This window comes from Microbacterium foliorum (genome assembly GCF_006385575.1).
GTDB classification, from domain to species: domain Bacteria; phylum Actinomycetota; class Actinomycetes; order Actinomycetales; family Microbacteriaceae; genus Microbacterium; species Microbacterium foliorum_B.
This window is the reverse complement of the sequence record NZ_CP041040.1, coordinates 1,996,426-2,013,304: the sequence shown is the minus strand read 5'-3', so window position 1 is coordinate 2,013,304 and position 16,879 is coordinate 1,996,426. Positions and strand designations below refer to the sequence as shown.

The following is a 16,879-nucleotide window of genomic DNA, read 5'->3' as shown; positions in this document are numbered from 1 at the left end:
CGCCACCACCATCGCATCGGAGACCAGAACCATGCCCATCACCTCTCTCGACCGCGCCAAACAGCAGTACCTCGAGCAGCAGGTCGCCTCGGCCACGCCGGAACGACTCCTCGTGCTGCTCTACGATCGCCTGCTGGTCGACATCGAGCGCGCAGACGCTTCGCAGGAGTCCGGAGACTGGGCGGCTGCGGGGAATCACCTCATGCACGCGCAGCAGATCGTCGCCGAGCTGAACAGCTCCCTCACCGATGAGTGGGACGGGTCCGCAGAGCTGCGTGGCCTGTACACCTACCTCACGGGCCGCCTGATCACCGCGAACATCGCTCGTGATCGGGTGGCCACCGCAGAATGCCGCGATCTCGTCGTTCCGCTGCGCGAGGCCTGGCATGCGGCGGCCGCGGCGATCACCTCGGGCACGCAGACGCCCATCACGGCAATGGCCTGAACGCCCGTGTCCGACAACCTCTCGGCCTGGCTGACGGTGCTCGATCAGTTCGAGCGGGCTCTCGACGCTGCCGACGAGCAGCTCGATGAGCAGTCCTTCGACGCGCCTCCCGGTCCCGTGCCGGAGGAGCTGCGCGAGCGCGCCGAAGCTGTGCTCGCGCGCCAGCAGCTCATGATCGGCGGACTCGTCACCTCCCGCGCTCACGTCGCGCGGGAGATCGCCGCACTGCGGCGGGTGCCGACCTCCAGAACCGACGCACCCGCGTATCTCGACGTCGAGGGTTGAGCATCGCGGTTACGTGACCGCTCACCTGTCGCGATAGTCCACACAGAGCACGGATCGCTCGACGATTGGCCAGGGATCGGCCTCTCCACCAACGTCCGGAGTGCCCCCGTGCTCGATTCCGTCACCTCCTCTGCGCTGATCAGCGCCCTCGATGGGCTGGCTCTGCGCCAACGCTCGATCGCCGAGAACATCGCCAACGTCAATACGCCCGGCTACCAGGCCCAGCGCGTCCGGTTCGAGGACGAGCTGCGCTCCGCCGTCGACAGCGGTTCCGGCACTGTCGGCGCGACGGTCGAGCGATCGCTCGAGCCGACCAGGTTGAACGGTAACAACGTCAATCTCGACACCGAGACCCTGTCGAACATCGACACGGTGCTGCGGTTCCAGTTCGCGAGTCAGGCGATCGGCGGCCAGGCGTCGTCGATCACCAAGGCGATCGGGCAGGCCTCCGCATGACCTTCGACGCGATCGGCATCGCCGGCACCGGCCTGACCGCGCACCGCAAGTGGCTCGACGCGCTCAGCGACAACATCGCGAACGTGAACACGGCCACCCCTGCGGGGCAGGACGCCTTTCGAGAGAAGTTCGTCACTGTGCAGGCCGGCACGGAGAGCCCTGGCGTGTACGTCGCAGGCGTCGTCGAATCCGATGCCGAGGCCAAGCTCGTGTACGACCCCGAGCACCCCTACGCGAACGAGGACGGCTACGTGCAGTACCCGAACGTCGAGCTCGGCGACCAGATGAGCATGCTGATCCTCGCGCAGCGCGGATACGAGGCGAACTCGGCTGTCGTCGATCGGGCGAAGACGACCTATGAGGCCGCACTGCAGATCGGCCGCAACTGATGTCGGGCGTCGAGGCCGTCACCGCAGCAGGCGTCACGCCGCTCGCGCCGCTCAGCTTCGAGACGGGTCCGGAGGCAGCCGGTGCGTCGGCATCGGGGAACACCTTCGCGACGTCGCTCTCGGGTGCCGTGGAGAACCTCCAGCAGCTGCAGTCGTCGTCGAACGAACTGGCAGTGCAGGCGGTGACCGGCGACCTGCAGGACATCCATCAGGCCATGATCGCCTCGACGCGCGCCTCCGTGACGCTCGATCTGGTGGTCGCCGTGCGTGATCGCAGCGTCTCGGCGTTCAACGAGATCATGAGGATGCAGGCCTGACGATGCCCAAGATGCTCACGAGCTACTACGACCGCGCGAAGCTGGTCGTCTCAGGATTCACGCTCGCACAGCGCACGATCGCCATCATCGGCGTCGCGCTGCTCGTGATGGGGGCCATCGCGCTCGGCGCGTGGCTCACCAAGCCGCAGATGAGTCCGCTGTTCACCGGTCTGAGCGCGGGCGACGCCTCGGCCGTCGTCGAGCAGCTGAAGTCGGCGGGCGTGGGCTACGAGCTCACCGAGGGTGGCGCGACCATCCTCGTGCCCGACGATCAGGTGTACCCGCAGCGTCTCGCAGCGGCATCCGCAGGTCTTCCCGGCGATACGAGCGAGGGCTATACGCTGCTCGACGACATGGGGGTGACGGCGAGCGAGTTCCAGCAGTCGGTCACCTACAAGCGCGCCATCGAGGGCGAGCTGGCGGGCACGATCGGCGCGATGGAGGGCATCTCCACCGCGTCGGTGCAGCTCGCGATCCCCGAGGAGAGCGTCTTCGTGTCGGAGCGACAGAGCCCGACCGCATCCGTGTTCGTGAAGACCCGCAACGGATCGTCCCTCAGCGACGAGAAGATCGAGGCCATCGTGCACCTCACGAGCGCCGCCGTGCCGGGAATGACCCCGGAGAACGTCGCTGTGACCGATCAGGACGGCCGAGTGCTCTCGGCTGTCGGTGCCGGACTCACCGGCAACTCGTCGAAGCAGGCGACGGAGCACGAGGCGAAGGTCGCCGCATCGGTCAGCAAGATGCTCGAGACGATCGTCGGGCCCGGCAACGCCACCGTGACGGTCTCGGCCGATGTCGCGAACTCCACGTCGGAGCGCATGGACGAGACGTACTCGGCCCCCGAGGGCGAGCTGAGCGCGTCGGAGGAGACCAAGACGGAGACCTACAACGGCGGTCAGGCCGGTGGCACCGGCGTGCTCGGCCCCGACAACATCGCGGTCCCGAACAACGCAGACGGCACCGGCGCCTACGAGTTCGAGGAGACATCGCGCAACAACGCCGTGAACAAGTCGACGGAGAAGACCATCACCCCCGCAGGAGAGGTGACGCGGCAGACGGTCAGCATCGCGCTGAACCGGGGAACCGTCACCGGAGTGACGGCGAATCAGATCGAATCGCTCGTGGCATCGGCCGCCGGCATCGATGTCGAGCGCGGCGACGAGATCGCCGTCGAGTTCGTCGAGTTCAACGAGGCAGGAGCGACGGCGGCGGCGACCGCACTCGCGGCGGCGGAGGCCGAGCGTGAGGCGCAGATGCAGCAGGAGCTGCTGCGGTCGGCGATCATCGGCGGATCGATCCTGCTGGCCGTGATCATCCTGATCATCTTCCTCGTCGTGCGCCGCAAGATGAAGCGCCGAGTGCTGTACACCGAAGACGGCCCCATCGAGTACTTCGCCACGGTCACCGAGAACGAGGAGCAGAAGCTCCGCTCTCTCAGGGGGCTGAAGGAATCGGAGGCGCTCGTCGCGCCGGCACCCACCACGCTGCTGCCATCGGCATCGGTAGACCCCGATGACGAGCCGGAACCGGACAAGGTGTTGGTCGAGCGCAGACGGCGCGAGATCGATGATCTGGCGAAGCGCGAACCCGACACCATCGCCAGCGCACTGGCCGACCTGATGGACGAGGCGACGGTATGAGCGCACTGACCGAGTTGCTGGACGCGCAGGCGGACACCGTCGAGGTCTCGACCGTCGTCGCACCCGCAGCTGTTTCCGCGCCCGAGATGAGCGGCCTTCGCAAGGCCGCGATCGTGCTGATGAACATGGACCGCGCTGCCAGCGCCGAAGTGCTGCGTCACCTCGGCGAGGAGCGCTCCGAGATGCTCGCGGCCGAGCTGACGCAGCTCGGGGGAGTGGACGTCGCCTCGACGGCTCGCGCCCTCGCGGAGTTCCGACGCATCGCCACCGGCGGCTCGCTGCCGTCGCGCGGCGGTCAGGAACTCGCCACGGGACTGCTCGAGACGGCGTTCGGGCGCGAGAAGGCGGTCGGGATGGTCGGCCGGGTGATGTCGCAGGGCTCGGTGTCGTTCGACTTCCTCAACGCGGCCGACCCGGCCCAGCTCGCCACGATCATCGAGGGCGAGCTGCCGACCACGGTCGCGGTGGTGCTGGCGAATCTGCGAGCCGATCGCGCGGCGGCCGTGCTGGCCGCTCTGCAGGACCCGTTGCGCACCGATGTCGCGCAGGCGATCGCGACGATGGGCACTGCGACCCAGGAGGCGATCTCGATCGTCGCCGACTCGCTGCGCTCGCGCACCGGCGTCTTCGCGATGCGCGACAACCACGAGTCGATCGGCGGCGTGCAGCCTCTCGTCGAGATCATCAACAGGTCGGACACCGCCCTCGAGAAGTCGCTGCTCGCGAGCCTCGAGGGGCGCGACCTGGCGCTGGCCGAGGACATCCGCAGCCGCATGGTCACGTTCGCCGACATCGCTCGCCTCGAAGACCGCGATGCCCAGCGGGTGCTGCGCGGGATCGACCTTCGCATGCTCGCGCTCGCGCTGAAGGGCGCCGACGAGCAGATCACCGACAAGGTCAAGGGCAACATGACCGAGCGCAATCAGGAGAACCTCGCCGAGGAGACTCGAGTGCTGGGCCCCGTGCGCATGCGTCAGGTCGACGAGGCCCGCGCCGAGATCGTGCGCATCATCCGCGACCTGGAGGCCGCGGAGGAGATCACGATCTCGCGTGAAGACGAGGATGAGCTCATCGAGTGATCCCTCTGACGGCAGGTGATTCGGCGGCGGCGGTTACGGCTGCAGACGGACGTCGCGATAGTGGGCGAGGAGCACGGATCGCTCGACCTACGGGCCACGGACAGGCCTCGCCCTTCGATTCCGAGGTGTCCGCCGTGCTCGATTCCGCCTTCACGCCGCTGATGGTGCCGCGCGTCGGCGAAACTCCCATCGACCTCCGCGGCGAAGCTGACCGCGCTCGCACTCGCGGCTATGCCGACGGTTTCGCCGAGGGGCGCAGACTCGCGCTCGACGAGGGAGAGGCGCAGCGCGCAGCGCAGCAGCAGCGGATGCAGGAACTCCAGGAGCTGTACCTGCACGAGCGAGGCTCGGGTCTGCGCGCGTTGGAGACTGCGCAGGCGGCGCTCGACCATCGCATCGACGAGCTGAGCACGCTCGCTGCCGACCGCATCGAGGAGCTCGCGGTGGTGCTGGCCACGTCGATTCTCGGAGCGGAGCTGTCGGATCCTGCGCGGTCCGCCGCTCACGCGCTTCGGCGGGCCCTGGCCGAGATGCCGGCGGACAGGTGGACTCACGTCGCCTTCAGCATGCAGGATGCCGGTGTCCTGCAGGAGGAGGCATCGACGATCGAGGCACTCCGCGGCATCCGGATCTCGGCCTCTCATGCCGTGGACAACGGCGGCGCACTGGTGGAGATCGAGAACGGTGCGGTCGACACGCGCATCTCCGCGGCGCTCGCCCGCGCGGCCGCAGCACTCGACGGTGACGACCAGGACGCCGAGGTTCTCCTGTGATCACCGAGACGAGGTCGTGGCAGCGCGCCCTCTCCGCCGCGCGCCCCGAGCGCTCCGGCACGGTGAAAGCGGTGCGAGGACTCGGCGTGGAGGTGCTCGGCATCGACGGCGCGGTGGGCGACCGCATCCGCATCGACGCGGTGGATGGCCGCCCGGTCGACGCCGAGATCGTCGCCGTCGACGGAGCTTCCGCCCGCTGCATGCCCCTCGGCAGGCTCGATGGCATCACCGCTCGTGCCCGAGTGCGACACGGGGGAGCTCCGCTGCAGGTGCCGACGGGACGAGCGCTGCTCGGACGCGTGCTCGACGGCCTCGGTCGACCGATCGACGGCAAGGGGCCGCTCGACAGGAGCGCCGCTCTCGTCTCACTCGATCACGATGCGCCGAGCGTGATGGACCGCCAGCGCATCGACAGGCAGCTCGGACTCGGCGTGCGCGTGCTCGACACGATGACACCCGTGGGATCGGGGCAGCGCCTCGGCCTCTTCGCGGGGTCGGGTGTGGGCAAGTCTTCGCTGATGTCGATGATCGCCCGCGGGTCCACCGCAGATGTGAACGTCATCGCCCTCGTCGGTGAGCGTGGTCGCGAGGTGCGGGAGTTCCTCGAAGACGACCTGGGGCCCGAGGGGCTGGCGCGCTCGGTGGTGATCGTCGCGACCTCGGACCAGCCGGCGATGGCACGGCTGCGCTCGGCGTTCGTCGCCACGCGGATCGCGGAGGGCTTCCGTGATGACGGGCTCGACGTGGTGCTGATGATGGACTCGTTGACGCGCGTCGCCATGGCGCAGCGCGAGATCGGGTTGAGCGCCGGCGAACCGCCCGCCACCCGGGGATATCCGCCATCGACGTTCTCGGTGCTGGCCCGGCTGCTCGAGCGTGCCGGAACGGGGCCCGCCGGGTCGATCACCGGTCTCTACACGGTTCTCGTCGACGGCGACGACCACAATGAGCCGATCGCGGATGCCGCCAGAGGAATCCTCGACGGGCACGTGGTGCTCGACAGAGCGCTCGCGATCCGTGGGCACTTTCCGGCCGTCGACGTGCTCGGGTCGGTGTCTCGGGTCGTGTCGAAGATCACCACACCGGAGCAGCGTCAGCACGCAGTGACGCTGCGCAGCGTGCTGGCGGCCCGGCGCAGCGCGAACGACCTGATCGAGATCGGCGCCTATCGACAGGGAGCAAATCCGATGGTCGATGCCGCGCTCACTCATGAGGGTGCGATCTCTCGTTTCCTCACCCAGAGCATGGACGACTTCGCCTCATCCGACGACTCCTGGCAGCAGCTCGCCGCCCTCACCACCGACTTCGGAGGACTCACCCCATGACCTTCCCACTGGCTGGTCTGCTGCGCGTGCGCGGCGCCCAGGAGCGTGTCGCCGCCGAGCACCTCTCGCGGGCGAGCGCAGAACGGGCGCAGGCCGAGACCGCTGAGCAGACCGCGATCACGAGCCTCGCCGACATCAGCGCGCAGATCGATGATCCTCGGGCGCTGATGGCCATGGCTGCGGCCCGCGCCGCGGGGCGCAGCACGCTCAGCGATCTGCAGGCGCTGGTCGAGATGAGGCGAAGCGCAGAGTCCGAGGCGAGATCTGCGCACGTCGAAGCGCGACGCGATCTGAAAGGGCTCGAGCGTCTCGAGACCACCCACCGCGTCGAGACCGCCAAAGCCGAGCTCGCGGCCGAGCAGACCGCGCTCGATGAGATCGCCGTCGTGCGCACCTCACGACGTGAGGGGAGCGCGGCGTGACCGGGCTCGCAGCGGTGATCGCCCGCGTCGACGCGATCGAGACCCAGATCGTGTCGTTGGATCCGGTGGGGCGTGCGGCTGCAGCGGCGGCGGCGACCGAGGCGACCGCTGAGACGTCGGCGGCCAGCTCGACGACGTTCGCCGGGGTGCTGGAGGCGGCCAAGGCGGCCTCGGCCACCGAGACCACGCCGACCACGCCGGCCACCGAGTCCGCTGCGGCGTCGGCTGCCACCGGTGCGTCCGGCGGAGAGAACGCCGACGTCATCGCGGCGCTCCAGACCCTGTTCTCGGCGAACGCCTCGGGTGCAGGCGGATCGACTCCGTCGATGCAGAAGATCATGGAGATGCTCGGATGACCGCGGTGGGACTGCTCGCGACCATCCCCGGTGCCGGTGCGAGTTCCGGTTCCGGCGAGGCGGACACCGGGGGTCGAGCATCGGCCGACTCCGGTGCGCTGTTCGGAGATGCCCTCACCGCAGCAGGTCGGACGCTCGACGAAGCGACGGACCCGGGCACGGCGATGCTCGCCCCTGCCCGGCAGAGCGGGCCGACGGCGGTGGCGTCAGCGGCACCAGACCGCACGATCGACCCACAGGCGGCGATCGCGGCCATGACTCACCTGGTCGCATGGTCGGCTCCGGTGACCCCAGACCCCTCCGCGACGACGCCCCAGGCGACGGCCCCGCTTGCGACGACGTCCGAGATCACGGTTCCGGCTGCGACGGCTCCGGAAGCGATGGCCGAGACGATGCCTGGCACGGCCCAGGTGACTCCTGCAGAACCGGCGAGCGCAGCCGTCGCGACGGATGCAGCAGATGCAGCTCCGGCTGATGCCGACTCGGCGCTGCAGACGGCTCGGGCTTCCGAGACGGTGCTTTCGTCGCCTCCGACTTCGACTCCGGCGTCTGGGCCCGCTTCGCCGGCGGCTTCGGTGAGCGCGACAGCCGTCGTCGGTGAGCGTGGTGAAGTCCGGACGCAGCAGGGCAGACCCGAGGGCGCGGTTCGAGAGGTCGGTGCTCACACAGCGGCGACTTCTCAGGAGCCAGCCCACGGCAGTGCCGATCCCTTGCCGTCCGATCTGACCGCGGCCGCGCTTCGGCCCGAGCCGCTTTCTCGGCAGCCCCTGAATGCGCTGCCGTCCGTGGTCGGCGTCCCCGCACTCGGGGTCGGCGGCTCTGCGGAGCAGCAGATGGCGAGCGACACGGGAGACCAGCCGCAGGGGGCACAGCCCGTGGCCGCGACGGCCCCGCTCGCGCCGGTCGCTCCCTCCGTCGCGACGGTCACCCCTGCGCCGTCGCCCGATGCCGCCACCACGGCGAATCGTGCGGTGGCCGCCCAGGTCGCACCGGTGGTCGTGAGCATCGCCCAGCGTCCGATGGGCACCCACCAGCTCACGATGACGGTGAACCCCGACAGTCTCGGCCCCGTCACGGTGCGCGCGCACATCACGGCATCCGGAGACGTGCAGGTCGAGCTCAGCGGTGCGACCGATGCCGGGCGCGACGTGCTGCGCACCATGCTCGTCGAGCTGCGCCGTGATCTCGCCGCGGTGATGCCGCATGCCACTCTGAGCGTCAACCACGGCACGTCCGCGGATGCCTCAGCCTCCGGCGACCGAGGTCAGCAGGCTGCGGGCGACGCACCGACAGGACAGGGGGCAGGCGATCGCGATGCGAGCCGCGGCCGACCCGCGCACCGCCGCGGAGTCGAGCAGGCCCCCGATCTTCCCCACCCCATCCAGACCACGCCCTCTGCCACCTCCGGCGCGGGGCTCGACATCTTCGCCTGAGAGGACGACCGAATGACTGTCGACGCCGTGAGCGCCCCGAGCTCGATCCACACGGGAGGCACCACCGACCCCGCAGCCCGCAAGCAGGTGCTCGACGGAGAGGTGTTCCTCAAACTCCTGGTCACCCAGCTGACGCACCAGGATCCGTCGAGCCCGATGGATACCAACGAGATGATCTCGCAGACCACCCAGCTCGCCATGATGGAGCAGCTGACGGCACTCGCCGACAGCGGCGCCGAGGCGTTCGCCCTGAACATGCGTCAGGCGGCGAGCGCCCTCATCGGCCAGGAGGCGAGCTACAAGGATGCCGACGGGAAGACCGTCTCGGGCGTCGTGACCAAGGTCTCGTTCGACGGCCCCGTCCCGCAGGTGACCATCGGCGACAAGACCGTCGCGCTCGACGTCATCACGGGTGTCACCACCGCTCCGACCACCCCCGCGCCGACCACCCCGGCACCGACCACCCCCGCTGCGCCCACCCCCGCCGCAGTCTGATCTCCGTCTCACCCCAGGAAGAGAGAACCCCATGCTCCGCTCGCTCTACTCCGGAATCTCCGGCCTCCGCTCGCACCAGACCATGCTCGACGTCACCGGCAACAACATCGCGAACGTCAACACGGCCGGGTTTAAGGGCTCGTCCGTGCTGTTCCAGGATTCGCTGTCGCAGCTCATCGGCAACCCCGGCATCCCCGACGACGAGGTCGGTGGTCGCAACCCCGCCCAGGTCGGTCTCGGCGTGCAGGTCGCCGGCGTGCGCACCAACTTCGCGCAGGGCTCGGCGCAGGCGACCGGCCGAGGAGGCGACCTGATGATCTCGGGTGATGGATTCTTCGCCGTCCGGTCGGGTGGCGAGACGCTGTACACCCGCGCGGGCGGATTCTCGTTCGACCCCACGGGCAAGATGGTCACCGCCGACGGCTCGGTGGTGCAGGGCTGGTCCGCCCAGGACGGCGTGGTCAACACCGGCCAGGCGACGGGCAACATCGTGCTCCCGCTCGATGCGGTGTCGCCCGCGAAGGCGACGACCGCGGCGACCGTCACCGGCAACCTTCCCTCGACGGCCGCGACCGGCGATGAGCTGGTGCGCGACGTCACCGTTTACGACGCGCAGGGCACGCCGTCGACGCTCAGCCTGACCTTCACGAAGACGGCGACCGGATGGGACGTCACCGAACCTGCGAGCGGTGCGACCGGGTCGCTGGCCTTCACCGACGGCAAGCAGACCGGAGCGGGCCTCACACTCACCGCCGGCGCTGTGAGCGTCGACCTCGGTTCGGTCACGGGCTACGCCGAACTGTCGACGGTCGCCGTGTCCGAGCAGGACGGGTCGGCCGCCGGCACGTTGAAGTCGTACAGCATCACCGGTGACGGATCCATCGTCGGCACGTTCAGCAACGGTGCGACCCAGACGCTCGGCAAGATCGCCATGGCGACGTTCGCCAACCCCGAGGGGCTCGAGAAGGCCGGCGGAACGGCATACCGGGCATCCGTCAACTCCGGGGCCGTGCGCATGGGCGAGCCGGGACAGGCCGGGTTCGGCAACCTCGTCTCGGGTGCGCTGGAGATGAGCAACGTCGACCTCTCGCAGGAGTTCACCAACCTGATCGTCGCGCAGCGCGGCTTCCAGGCCAACGCGCGCATCATCACGACGAGCGACGAGGTCCTTCAGGAGCTCACCCAGCTGAAGCGCTGATACTGACGGACCCGGCGCCGGATCACGGCGCCGGGGTTCCGTGCGCAACGCCCCGGCGACCCGGGGATGCGCGCTCGCGCGAAGCGAAGGGCGAAGCAGAACCCCTGGCGCTGGGGTCGGGTGGGCGAGAAACTGAGGCCATGCGCTTCGTCCGGCGGTACCCCGTGATCATCATCACGACCGTGGTTCTCGCGGGGGTGCTCACTCTGCACATCGTCGGCATGGACGCCGTCGGACGATGGATCGCCACTGCCTATGTCGGCGCGTTCATCGTCTGGACGCTCATCGGAATGGTGCGGGATGTGCTTCGCGGGCACGTCGGGCTCGACATCCTCGCGGTCGTGGCGATGGTCGCCACGCTTGCGGTGGGGGAGTACATCGCGGCGCTCATCATCGTCCTGATGCTCGCGGGCGGTGAAGCGCTGGAGCACTTCGCCGGACGCCGCGCGAAAAGGGACCTCTCGGCCCTGCTCGATCGGTCTCCGCGCATCGCCCATGTCCTCGTGCATCCGCTGGCACCGGACTCGGAGGAGGTGCGGGATGTCGCGGTCGACAGCGTGTCGGTCGGCGACACGCTACTGGTGCGTCCGGCCGAGATCGTGCCGATCGACGGCGTGCTGCTTTCGGAGTCGGGGGAGTTCGACGAATCGTCGCTGACCGGCGAGAGCATGCCGGTGGCTCGCGATGCCGGGGGAGAGGTGCTGTCCGGAGCGATCAACGGAGCACGGGCCGTTCGGATCCGCGCACTGCGCTCGAGCGTCGACAGTCAGTACCAGCAGATCGTGGCGCTCGTGCATGCAGCCGAAGATTCGCACGCCCCGGTCGTGCGTCTCGCGGATCGTTTCGCGATTCCGTTCACCGCAGTCGCTCTCGTGCTGGCCGGCACCGCGTGGGCGATCTCGGGTGACTCGACGCGATTCGCCGAGGTGCTCGTGCTCGCAACCCCGTGTCCTCTCCTCATCGCGGCTCCCGTCGCATTCCTCGGCGGGCTCTCCCGGGCGGCCAAGACCGGAGCGATCATGAAGGGCGGTGCCGTGATCGAGCAGCTGGCTCGGGTGCGGTCCGCGGCCTTCGACAAGACGGGCACTCTCACACAGGGGCGACCCGACCTCGTCGATGTGCGCCCAGCCGCCGGGATCGATGCAGACGAGCTGCTGATGCTCGCGGCATCCGCCGAGCAGTACTCGTCACATGTGCTCGCCGACGGAATCCGCCGCGCCGCTGCCGAACGTGGGCTCGCTCTGCATCGCTCCGACGACGCGAGCGAGGTCGCGACCAACGGGGTGGTGGCGGTCATCGACGGTCGCACCATCGTCGTCGGCAAGCCGGCATACGTCACGTCGCTCGCCCCCGACACGGTGCGCGCGACCCTCGGGACGGGTGAAGCCGCGGCCTACGTGGCGATCGACGGTCGGTTCGGAGGCGTCCTCATCCTCGCGGATGCGCCGCGACCGGAGTCGCCCGCGGTCGTGTCCTGGCTCCGCGCTCACGGCATCGAGCGCATCATGATGCTGACCGGAGACGCTCGATCGACCGCGGAGTCCGTCGCGGGCGAGGTGGGGATCGACGATGTCCACGCCGAGGTCCTCCCGCCCGAGAAGGTCAGGCTCGCCGCCGACCTCCGTCCGAGACCGATGATGATGGTCGGCGACGGAGTCAATGACGCGCCCGTGCTGGCGGCCGCCGACATCGGTGTCGCGATGGGAGCGCGAGGGGCGACGGCCGCGGGCGACGCTGCTGACGTCGTCATCCTCGTCGATTCGTTGACGAAGGTCGTCGATGCGGTCGCCATCGGACGACACACACTGCGGGTGGCGCTCACCGCGATCTGGATCGGCATCGGGTTGAGCGTGGGGCTCATGCTCATCGCGATGACGGGGGTCATCCCGGCGGTCGCGGGTGCTCTCGTCCAGGAGGCGGTCGACCTCGCGACGATCCTCTATGCCCTCCGCGCACTGGGAGGTCCACCCACCGGACTCGTCACCCTCGAGCGCGAGAAGACTCGTTCCGCCGTCACCACCGTCACGGATGGCTTCGGCGGGGCCTTCGGCCCTGCCGGTGCGTCAGCAGTCGGTATCGAATGGAAGCAACGAAAGGACGAACCATGATTTCACCGAGCGACGAGGGCCGACCGGACGTGAGCATGACTGCTGGATCCGAATCACGCCCGGGCACGACTGATGTCGAGGCATCCGTCGGTGTCGAGAATCTGCCGACGGAGGAGTGCTGGCGCCACATCGGGGCCGAGTCCTTCGGACGCCTCGCCATCACCGGACGAGACGGCGCCCCGGACATCTTCCCCCTGAACTACACCGTCTATGACGGATCGATCTACTTCCGATCTGCGCCGGGTTCGAAGCTCGCAGCGATCATCCTTCATCCGGTGGTCGCCTTGGAGATCGACGGCGAGGAATCGGGGTTCCAGTGGAGCGTGGTCGTCCATGGTGGGTTGCGGCGCCTCGACAGTGACCGGGAGATCCACGATTCGGGTGTCAAGTTCTTGGCGTCCCAGAGCCCGACGGCGAAGTACAACTACGTCTGCATCGAGCCCACCTCAGTCTCGGGACGCCGGTTCATCGACAGGTCCGACGGCAGTACCGAAACGCGTGCGAGCGCGATCGCGAAGCACCCGGTCGGCGCCCAGGAGCCGACGAGACCCGTCGATGACACGGTGATGCGAAACCACCGTGAGTCTCGCGAGGCTGTCCGCCGTCTGCCGATCACGCACTTCCCTCCGTTCCGCTGACGCGGAGGCCGTCACGAGTGGACCGGCCGACCGGTTACCGGGGGAGGGCCGCGTCGCGATAGTCGGCGCAGACTTCCCCCTCTCGTCCGAAGCCCGGAGACCTCACCCGATGATCATCGTCACCCGCCTCGACCGCACCCGGTTCGCGGTGAACCCCGACCTGATCGAGCGTATCCAGGCGTCACCGGACACGACGCTGCACATGGTCGACGATCGCGTGTACGTGGTCGTGGAGGACCTGGACGTCGTGATCGACCTGATCGTCGCCTACCGTGCGCGCGTCCTCGGTGCGGCCCACGCTCTGACCTCGCAGACGGGGGCGTGACCGTGGATCCCGCATTCATCATCGGCGTCATCCTGGCGTTCGGCGCTCTGGTCGCCATGATCACGATGGAGGGCGCGAGCTTCGAGGCTCTGCTCATTCCCGCGCCGATGATCCTCGTGCTCGGGTCGACGATCGGCGTGGGCATCGCCAGTCACACTCTGCGGGACACGGTCCTCGCGGCGAAGAGCCTGGGCCGCATGGTCCGCGGACCGAAGTCGACGCCGGAGGCGGTCATCCCGTTCCTCGTGGGCTACGCCGAGAAGGCGCGCGGTGAGGGTCTGCTCGCGCTCGAGCAGGAGCTCGACAGCGCACCGGACGACTTCACGAGGCAGGCGCTCCAGGCGCTCGCGGACGGAACCGATGCGGAGGATCTGCGCATGGTGATGGACGACGAGATCGCCGCCGCATCGTCGCGGAGCCGTATCGCATCGAAGTTCTTCGGTTCCTTGGGCGGATATGCGCCGACCATCGGCATCGTCGGCACGGTCGTGTCGCTGACCCACGTGCTCGAGAAGCTCGACGAACCCGACCACCTCGGTCCGATGATCGCCGCGGCCTTCGTCGCGACGCTCTGGGGCCTGCTCTCTGCCAACTTCATCTGGAACCCGATCGCCGGCCGACTGGGCAGGATCGGGGCCGTCGAGCTCGAGAGGATGACCCTCGTCTCCGAGGCGATGCTCGCGATCCAGGCCGGCAGTGCGCCCCACCTCCTGCAGGAGCGCCTCGAGGCGCTGTCGACCGTGAAGCCGAATCCCGGCAAGCAGAAGCGTGAGCCGGAGCCGGCAGAGGGCGTCCAGTGAGCACAGCCCGTCGGGCTCGCGGTCGCGGGCATGAGGATGACTCGCACGACGAGCCGGACGAGCGCTGGGCCGTCTCGTACGCCGATATGGTGACCGTGCTGATGTGCCTCTTCATCGTGCTGTTCGCGGTGTCGAACGTCGACAAGACGAAGTTCGAGATGCTCGCGAACAGCCTGGCGACGGGTTTCGGGCAGGAGAGCACCGAGGGCGGCGCCGACACGGCAGAGGGCATGATCGTGCCGCCCGAGCTGCAGGACGACGACGGCGTGGTCGACCTCGCCGCCCGTGCGGAAACCGAGTTCGAGACGCTCGTGGGCCTGCGTGATCGCATGAGCACATCGCTGGCAGCCCAGGGATTGCAGGACACCGTGCAGTTCGTGATCGACGATCGGGGACTCCAGGTCGGGCTCGTCGGCGCCGAGACCTTCTTCGCCGACAACAGCACCGATCTCTCGGCCAAGGCGGATGCTGTGCTCGACAACATCGGCGACGTGCTGGCCACGGTCGACAACCCGGTCAGCGTCGAGGGACACGCCGACCACAGAGTGTCGGCCGCCCCCTTTCCGACCAACTGGGAGCTCTCGGGAGGGCGCGCGACCCAGGTGGCTCGATTCCTCGTCGAGCATGAGGGCCTGGGCGGGCCACGCGTGAAGGCGACCGCGTTCTCCGACACTCGACCCATCGTGCCCGGCGACAGCCCCCAGGCACTCGCCAGCAACCGCAGAGTCGACATCGTCGTCGAGTCGAACGAGGAAGAGCAGGTGAGAGCGCTGATCCCCGCGCTCGCGGCTGCCGCGAACGAATGAGCACTCACGTGAACACCACCGTCGAGGAGACCGTCATGACCGCATCCGCCGTGCTCGATGACCCCGCCGTGCGCTACCCGGCATACGATTTCGGACGCCCGGCCCAGCTCGGCCGCGAGAGCACCCGGCACCTCGAGGCGTCGTTCGAGTCGTTCGCCCGGCTGTGGTCGTCGCAGCTGACGGACAAGATCCGGGTGCGGGCGCACCTGGCGCTCGAGAGCGTCGACCTGGTGTCGTACGAGGAGTACTCCGATACGCTCCCCGGCACGACAGCCATGGTCGCGGGGTCGTTCGCCGATCGCGATGAGCCGTGCGTCGTGCAGTTCGGCCTCGACAGCGCCCTGCTCTGGGTCGTGCAGATGATGGGTGGCAGGAGCACGTCGCTTCCCGCAGCCCGCACCTTCACGCCGATCGAGCTCGCTCTCGTCCGCAACCTGATGGAGGGCACGTTCGAGCACCTTCACGCCAGCCTCGGCACCCTGCTTCCCGGGGCTCCGAGATTCAGCGCGGTGCACTACAACCCCCAGTACATGCAGGTCATCTCCGCCACGGCCGCGGTGATCGTCGCCCGCTACACCATGCGGCTGGGGGACTCGGAGTCGACGGCGACCGTCATGCTGCCCGCGTCCGCAGTGGTCGACCGTCTCGCAGCGACGGAATCGGATGCCGGCTCCGCTCATACGCCGGATCACACCCTCGAGCAGGTGCGCAGCACCCCGTTGGAGCTGACGCTGCGTCTCGCCCCCATCACGATCGGCACCGGCGAGATCCTCGACCTCGCACCGGGCGACCTGCTACGCCTGCCGCACCCTGAGACCCGGCCGTACGAGCTCATGGCGGGACAGACCCGGATCGCCCTCGCCACACCCGGCAGCAGGGGCTCGCGCCTCACCTGCAAGATCACGACCACCCATGAGGAGACCCACTGATGAGCACCTTCCACGAAACCGCCATCGCCGCGGCGATCGCCGGCAAGCTGCCGTTCGGCTACCCCGTGATCCCGGCCCCCTCGACCGACCCCGGTGCGTCGGGTGAAGCGGTCGTCGTCACCTTCACCGGAAGTCCCGGCGCGCGCATCGCGATCCAGGTCGTCGATCCGTCGCAGCTCGAGGACGGCTCGAAGAACGCACCGCTGGCCGATCGACTGCATCCGATCTTCGAGGCGGCCACCGCCGTGCTCGGCAGCGGCTCGCTCGGCGACGGAGCGGTGGTCGCAGCCGCCGACGTCTTCACCGATGCGGGTACTCAGGTGTTCGACATGGTCGACGCCGACGGCAGCGTCGTCGCGCGCGCAGCAGTGCGCATCGACGGAGCCAGGTCTGCCGCGGCAGCGGGACCTCAGCGATTGAACCGCATCGCGGGCGTCGAGATGGAGCTCGTTGTCGAGATCGGACGAACGCGGATGCCGGTGCGTGACGTGCTCTCGCTCGAGCCGGGGCGTGTGGTCGAGCTCGACCGTGCCGCGGGGTCTCCCGCTGACATCAAACTGAACGGTCGCCTGATCGGGCACGGCACCGTCGTGGTCGCGGAGGGCGACTTCGCGATCCGGGTCGAGCGCATCCTCGACGGCGCAGAGACGGTCTGAT

At 68.8% G+C, this 16,879-nt stretch carries 21 protein-coding genes; all 21 read left to right on the top strand.

The window, feature by feature from the left end:
- Positions 1–31 precede the first annotated feature (31 nt).
- The 21 genes from fliS (at position 32) to FIV50_RS09560 (ending at position 16,878) form a co-directional block, all read left to right on the top strand.
- Positions 32–445, top strand: a complete 414-nt coding sequence (gene fliS, locus FIV50_RS09660; protein WP_308810371.1) for a flagellar export chaperone FliS — start codon at positions 32–34, stop codon at positions 443–445.
- A 6-nt stretch (positions 446–451) separates the two neighbouring features.
- On the top strand, positions 452–730 hold the full coding sequence (locus FIV50_RS09655; protein ID WP_140037251.1) for a hypothetical protein: 279 nt from the start codon (positions 452–454) through the stop codon (positions 728–730).
- 108 nt (positions 731–838) lie between these two features.
- Positions 839–1,186 (top strand): flagellar basal body rod protein FlgB, encoded by a 348-nt coding sequence (gene flgB / locus FIV50_RS09650; protein ID WP_140037250.1) that lies wholly within the window; start codon positions 839–841, stop codon positions 1,184–1,186.
- Complete coding sequence (flgC, locus tag FIV50_RS09645) at positions 1,183–1,575, top strand: flagellar basal body rod protein FlgC (RefSeq protein ID WP_140037249.1); 393 nt, start codon at positions 1,183–1,185, stop codon at positions 1,573–1,575. The genes flgB and flgC overlap by 4 nt, the downstream gene beginning before the upstream one ends.
- Complete coding sequence (gene fliE, locus FIV50_RS09640) at positions 1,575–1,892, top strand: flagellar hook-basal body complex protein FliE (RefSeq protein ID WP_140037248.1); 318 nt, start codon at positions 1,575–1,577, stop codon at positions 1,890–1,892. Before flgC ends, fliE begins: the two co-directional genes overlap by 1 nt.
- A 2-nt stretch (positions 1,893–1,894) precedes the next feature.
- On the top strand, positions 1,895–3,535 hold the full coding sequence (gene fliF / locus FIV50_RS09635; RefSeq protein WP_140037247.1) for a flagellar basal-body MS-ring/collar protein FliF: 1,641 nt from the start codon (positions 1,895–1,897) through the stop codon (positions 3,533–3,535).
- Positions 3,532–4,614 (top strand): flagellar motor switch protein FliG, encoded by a 1,083-nt coding sequence (gene fliG / locus FIV50_RS09630; RefSeq protein WP_258184206.1) that lies wholly within the window; start codon positions 3,532–3,534, stop codon positions 4,612–4,614. Before fliF ends, fliG begins: the two co-directional genes overlap by 4 nt.
- 134 nt (positions 4,615–4,748) lie before the next feature.
- The gene (locus FIV50_RS09625) at positions 4,749–5,387 is read left to right on the top strand and encodes a FliH/SctL family protein (RefSeq protein ID WP_140037246.1); all 639 of its coding nucleotides are present in this window, start codon (positions 4,749–4,751) and stop codon (positions 5,385–5,387) included.
- The gene (locus FIV50_RS09620; protein WP_258184204.1) at positions 5,384–6,712 is read left to right on the top strand and encodes a FliI/YscN family ATPase; all 1,329 of its coding nucleotides are present in this window, start codon (positions 5,384–5,386) and stop codon (positions 6,710–6,712) included. The genes FIV50_RS09625 and FIV50_RS09620 overlap by 4 nt, the downstream gene beginning before the upstream one ends.
- Positions 6,709–7,134: a flagellar FliJ family protein gene (locus tag FIV50_RS09615; RefSeq protein WP_140037245.1), complete on the top strand. Its 426-nt coding sequence runs from the start codon at positions 6,709–6,711 to the stop codon at positions 7,132–7,134. The genes FIV50_RS09620 and FIV50_RS09615 overlap by 4 nt, the downstream gene beginning before the upstream one ends.
- Positions 7,131–7,490, top strand: a complete 360-nt coding sequence (locus FIV50_RS09610) for a hypothetical protein (protein ID WP_140037244.1) — start codon at positions 7,131–7,133, stop codon at positions 7,488–7,490. The genes FIV50_RS09615 and FIV50_RS09610 overlap by 4 nt, the downstream gene beginning before the upstream one ends.
- Entirely contained in the window at positions 7,487–8,923 is a 1,437-nt protein-coding gene (locus FIV50_RS09605) for a hypothetical protein (protein ID WP_140037243.1), read from the top strand. Before FIV50_RS09610 ends, FIV50_RS09605 begins: the two co-directional genes overlap by 4 nt.
- Before the next feature lie 12 nt (positions 8,924–8,935).
- Positions 8,936–9,418 carry a flagellar hook capping FlgD N-terminal domain-containing protein gene (locus FIV50_RS09600; protein ID WP_140037242.1) on the top strand — a complete coding sequence of 161 codons (483 nt, stop codon included), beginning with the start codon at positions 8,936–8,938 and terminating at the stop codon, positions 9,416–9,418.
- Positions 9,419–9,449: 31 nt separating this feature from the next.
- Entirely contained in the window at positions 9,450–10,616 is a 1,167-nt protein-coding gene (locus FIV50_RS09595; protein WP_140037241.1) for a flagellar hook protein FlgE, read from the top strand.
- 140 nt (positions 10,617–10,756) lie between these two features.
- Complete coding sequence (locus FIV50_RS09590) at positions 10,757–12,724, top strand: heavy metal translocating P-type ATPase (RefSeq protein WP_140037240.1); 1,968 nt, start codon at positions 10,757–10,759, stop codon at positions 12,722–12,724.
- 35 nt (positions 12,725–12,759) lie between these two features.
- On the top strand, positions 12,760–13,362 hold the full coding sequence (locus FIV50_RS09585; RefSeq protein ID WP_181164190.1) for a pyridoxamine 5'-phosphate oxidase family protein: 603 nt from the start codon (positions 12,760–12,762) through the stop codon (positions 13,360–13,362).
- A 109-nt stretch (positions 13,363–13,471) separates the two neighbouring features.
- Positions 13,472–13,687 carry a flagellar FlbD family protein gene (locus tag FIV50_RS09580; protein ID WP_140037238.1) on the top strand — a complete coding sequence of 72 codons (216 nt, stop codon included), beginning with the start codon at positions 13,472–13,474 and terminating at the stop codon, positions 13,685–13,687.
- Complete coding sequence (locus FIV50_RS09575; RefSeq protein WP_308810370.1) at positions 13,684–14,487, top strand: motility protein A; 804 nt, start codon at positions 13,684–13,686, stop codon at positions 14,485–14,487. The genes FIV50_RS09580 and FIV50_RS09575 overlap by 4 nt, the downstream gene beginning before the upstream one ends.
- Entirely contained in the window at positions 14,484–15,293 is an 810-nt protein-coding gene (locus FIV50_RS09570) for an OmpA/MotB family protein (RefSeq protein WP_140037237.1), read from the top strand. Before FIV50_RS09575 ends, FIV50_RS09570 begins: the two co-directional genes overlap by 4 nt.
- 8 nt (positions 15,294–15,301) lie before the next feature.
- Positions 15,302–16,222 (top strand): flagellar motor switch protein FliM, encoded by a 921-nt coding sequence (locus FIV50_RS09565; RefSeq protein ID WP_181164189.1) that lies wholly within the window; start codon positions 15,302–15,304, stop codon positions 16,220–16,222.
- Positions 16,222–16,878 (top strand): FliM/FliN family flagellar motor switch protein, encoded by a 657-nt coding sequence (locus FIV50_RS09560; protein ID WP_140037235.1) that lies wholly within the window; start codon positions 16,222–16,224, stop codon positions 16,876–16,878. The genes FIV50_RS09565 and FIV50_RS09560 overlap by 1 nt, the downstream gene beginning before the upstream one ends.
- Position 16,879 lies beyond the last annotated feature (1 nt).

Coding starts and splice junctions, on each gene's coding strand:
- FIV50_RS09615 (WP_140037245.1), top strand. CDS start 6,709: ATGACCTTCCCACTGGCTGGTCTGCTGCGCGTGCGCGGCGCCCAGGAG.
- FIV50_RS09595 (WP_140037241.1), top strand. CDS start 9,450: ATGCTCCGCTCGCTCTACTCCGGAATCTCCGGCCTCCGCTCGCACCAG.
- flgC (WP_140037249.1), top strand. CDS start 1,183: ATGACCTTCGACGCGATCGGCATCGCCGGCACCGGCCTGACCGCGCAC.
- FIV50_RS09605 (WP_140037243.1), top strand. CDS start 7,487: ATGACCGCGGTGGGACTGCTCGCGACCATCCCCGGTGCCGGTGCGAGT.
- fliS (WP_308810371.1), top strand. CDS start 32: ATGCCCATCACCTCTCTCGACCGCGCCAAACAGCAGTACCTCGAGCAG.
- fliE (WP_140037248.1), top strand. CDS start 1,575: ATGTCGGGCGTCGAGGCCGTCACCGCAGCAGGCGTCACGCCGCTCGCG.
- fliG (WP_258184206.1), top strand. CDS start 3,532: ATGAGCGCACTGACCGAGTTGCTGGACGCGCAGGCGGACACCGTCGAG.
- FIV50_RS09560 (WP_140037235.1), top strand. CDS start 16,222: ATGAGCACCTTCCACGAAACCGCCATCGCCGCGGCGATCGCCGGCAAG.
- FIV50_RS09580 (WP_140037238.1), top strand. CDS start 13,472: ATGATCATCGTCACCCGCCTCGACCGCACCCGGTTCGCGGTGAACCCC.
- FIV50_RS09585 (WP_181164190.1), top strand. CDS start 12,760: ATGACTGCTGGATCCGAATCACGCCCGGGCACGACTGATGTCGAGGCA.
- fliF (WP_140037247.1), top strand. CDS start 1,895: ATGCCCAAGATGCTCACGAGCTACTACGACCGCGCGAAGCTGGTCGTC.
- FIV50_RS09590 (WP_140037240.1), top strand. CDS start 10,757: ATGCGCTTCGTCCGGCGGTACCCCGTGATCATCATCACGACCGTGGTT.
- FIV50_RS09600 (WP_140037242.1), top strand. CDS start 8,936: ATGACTGTCGACGCCGTGAGCGCCCCGAGCTCGATCCACACGGGAGGC.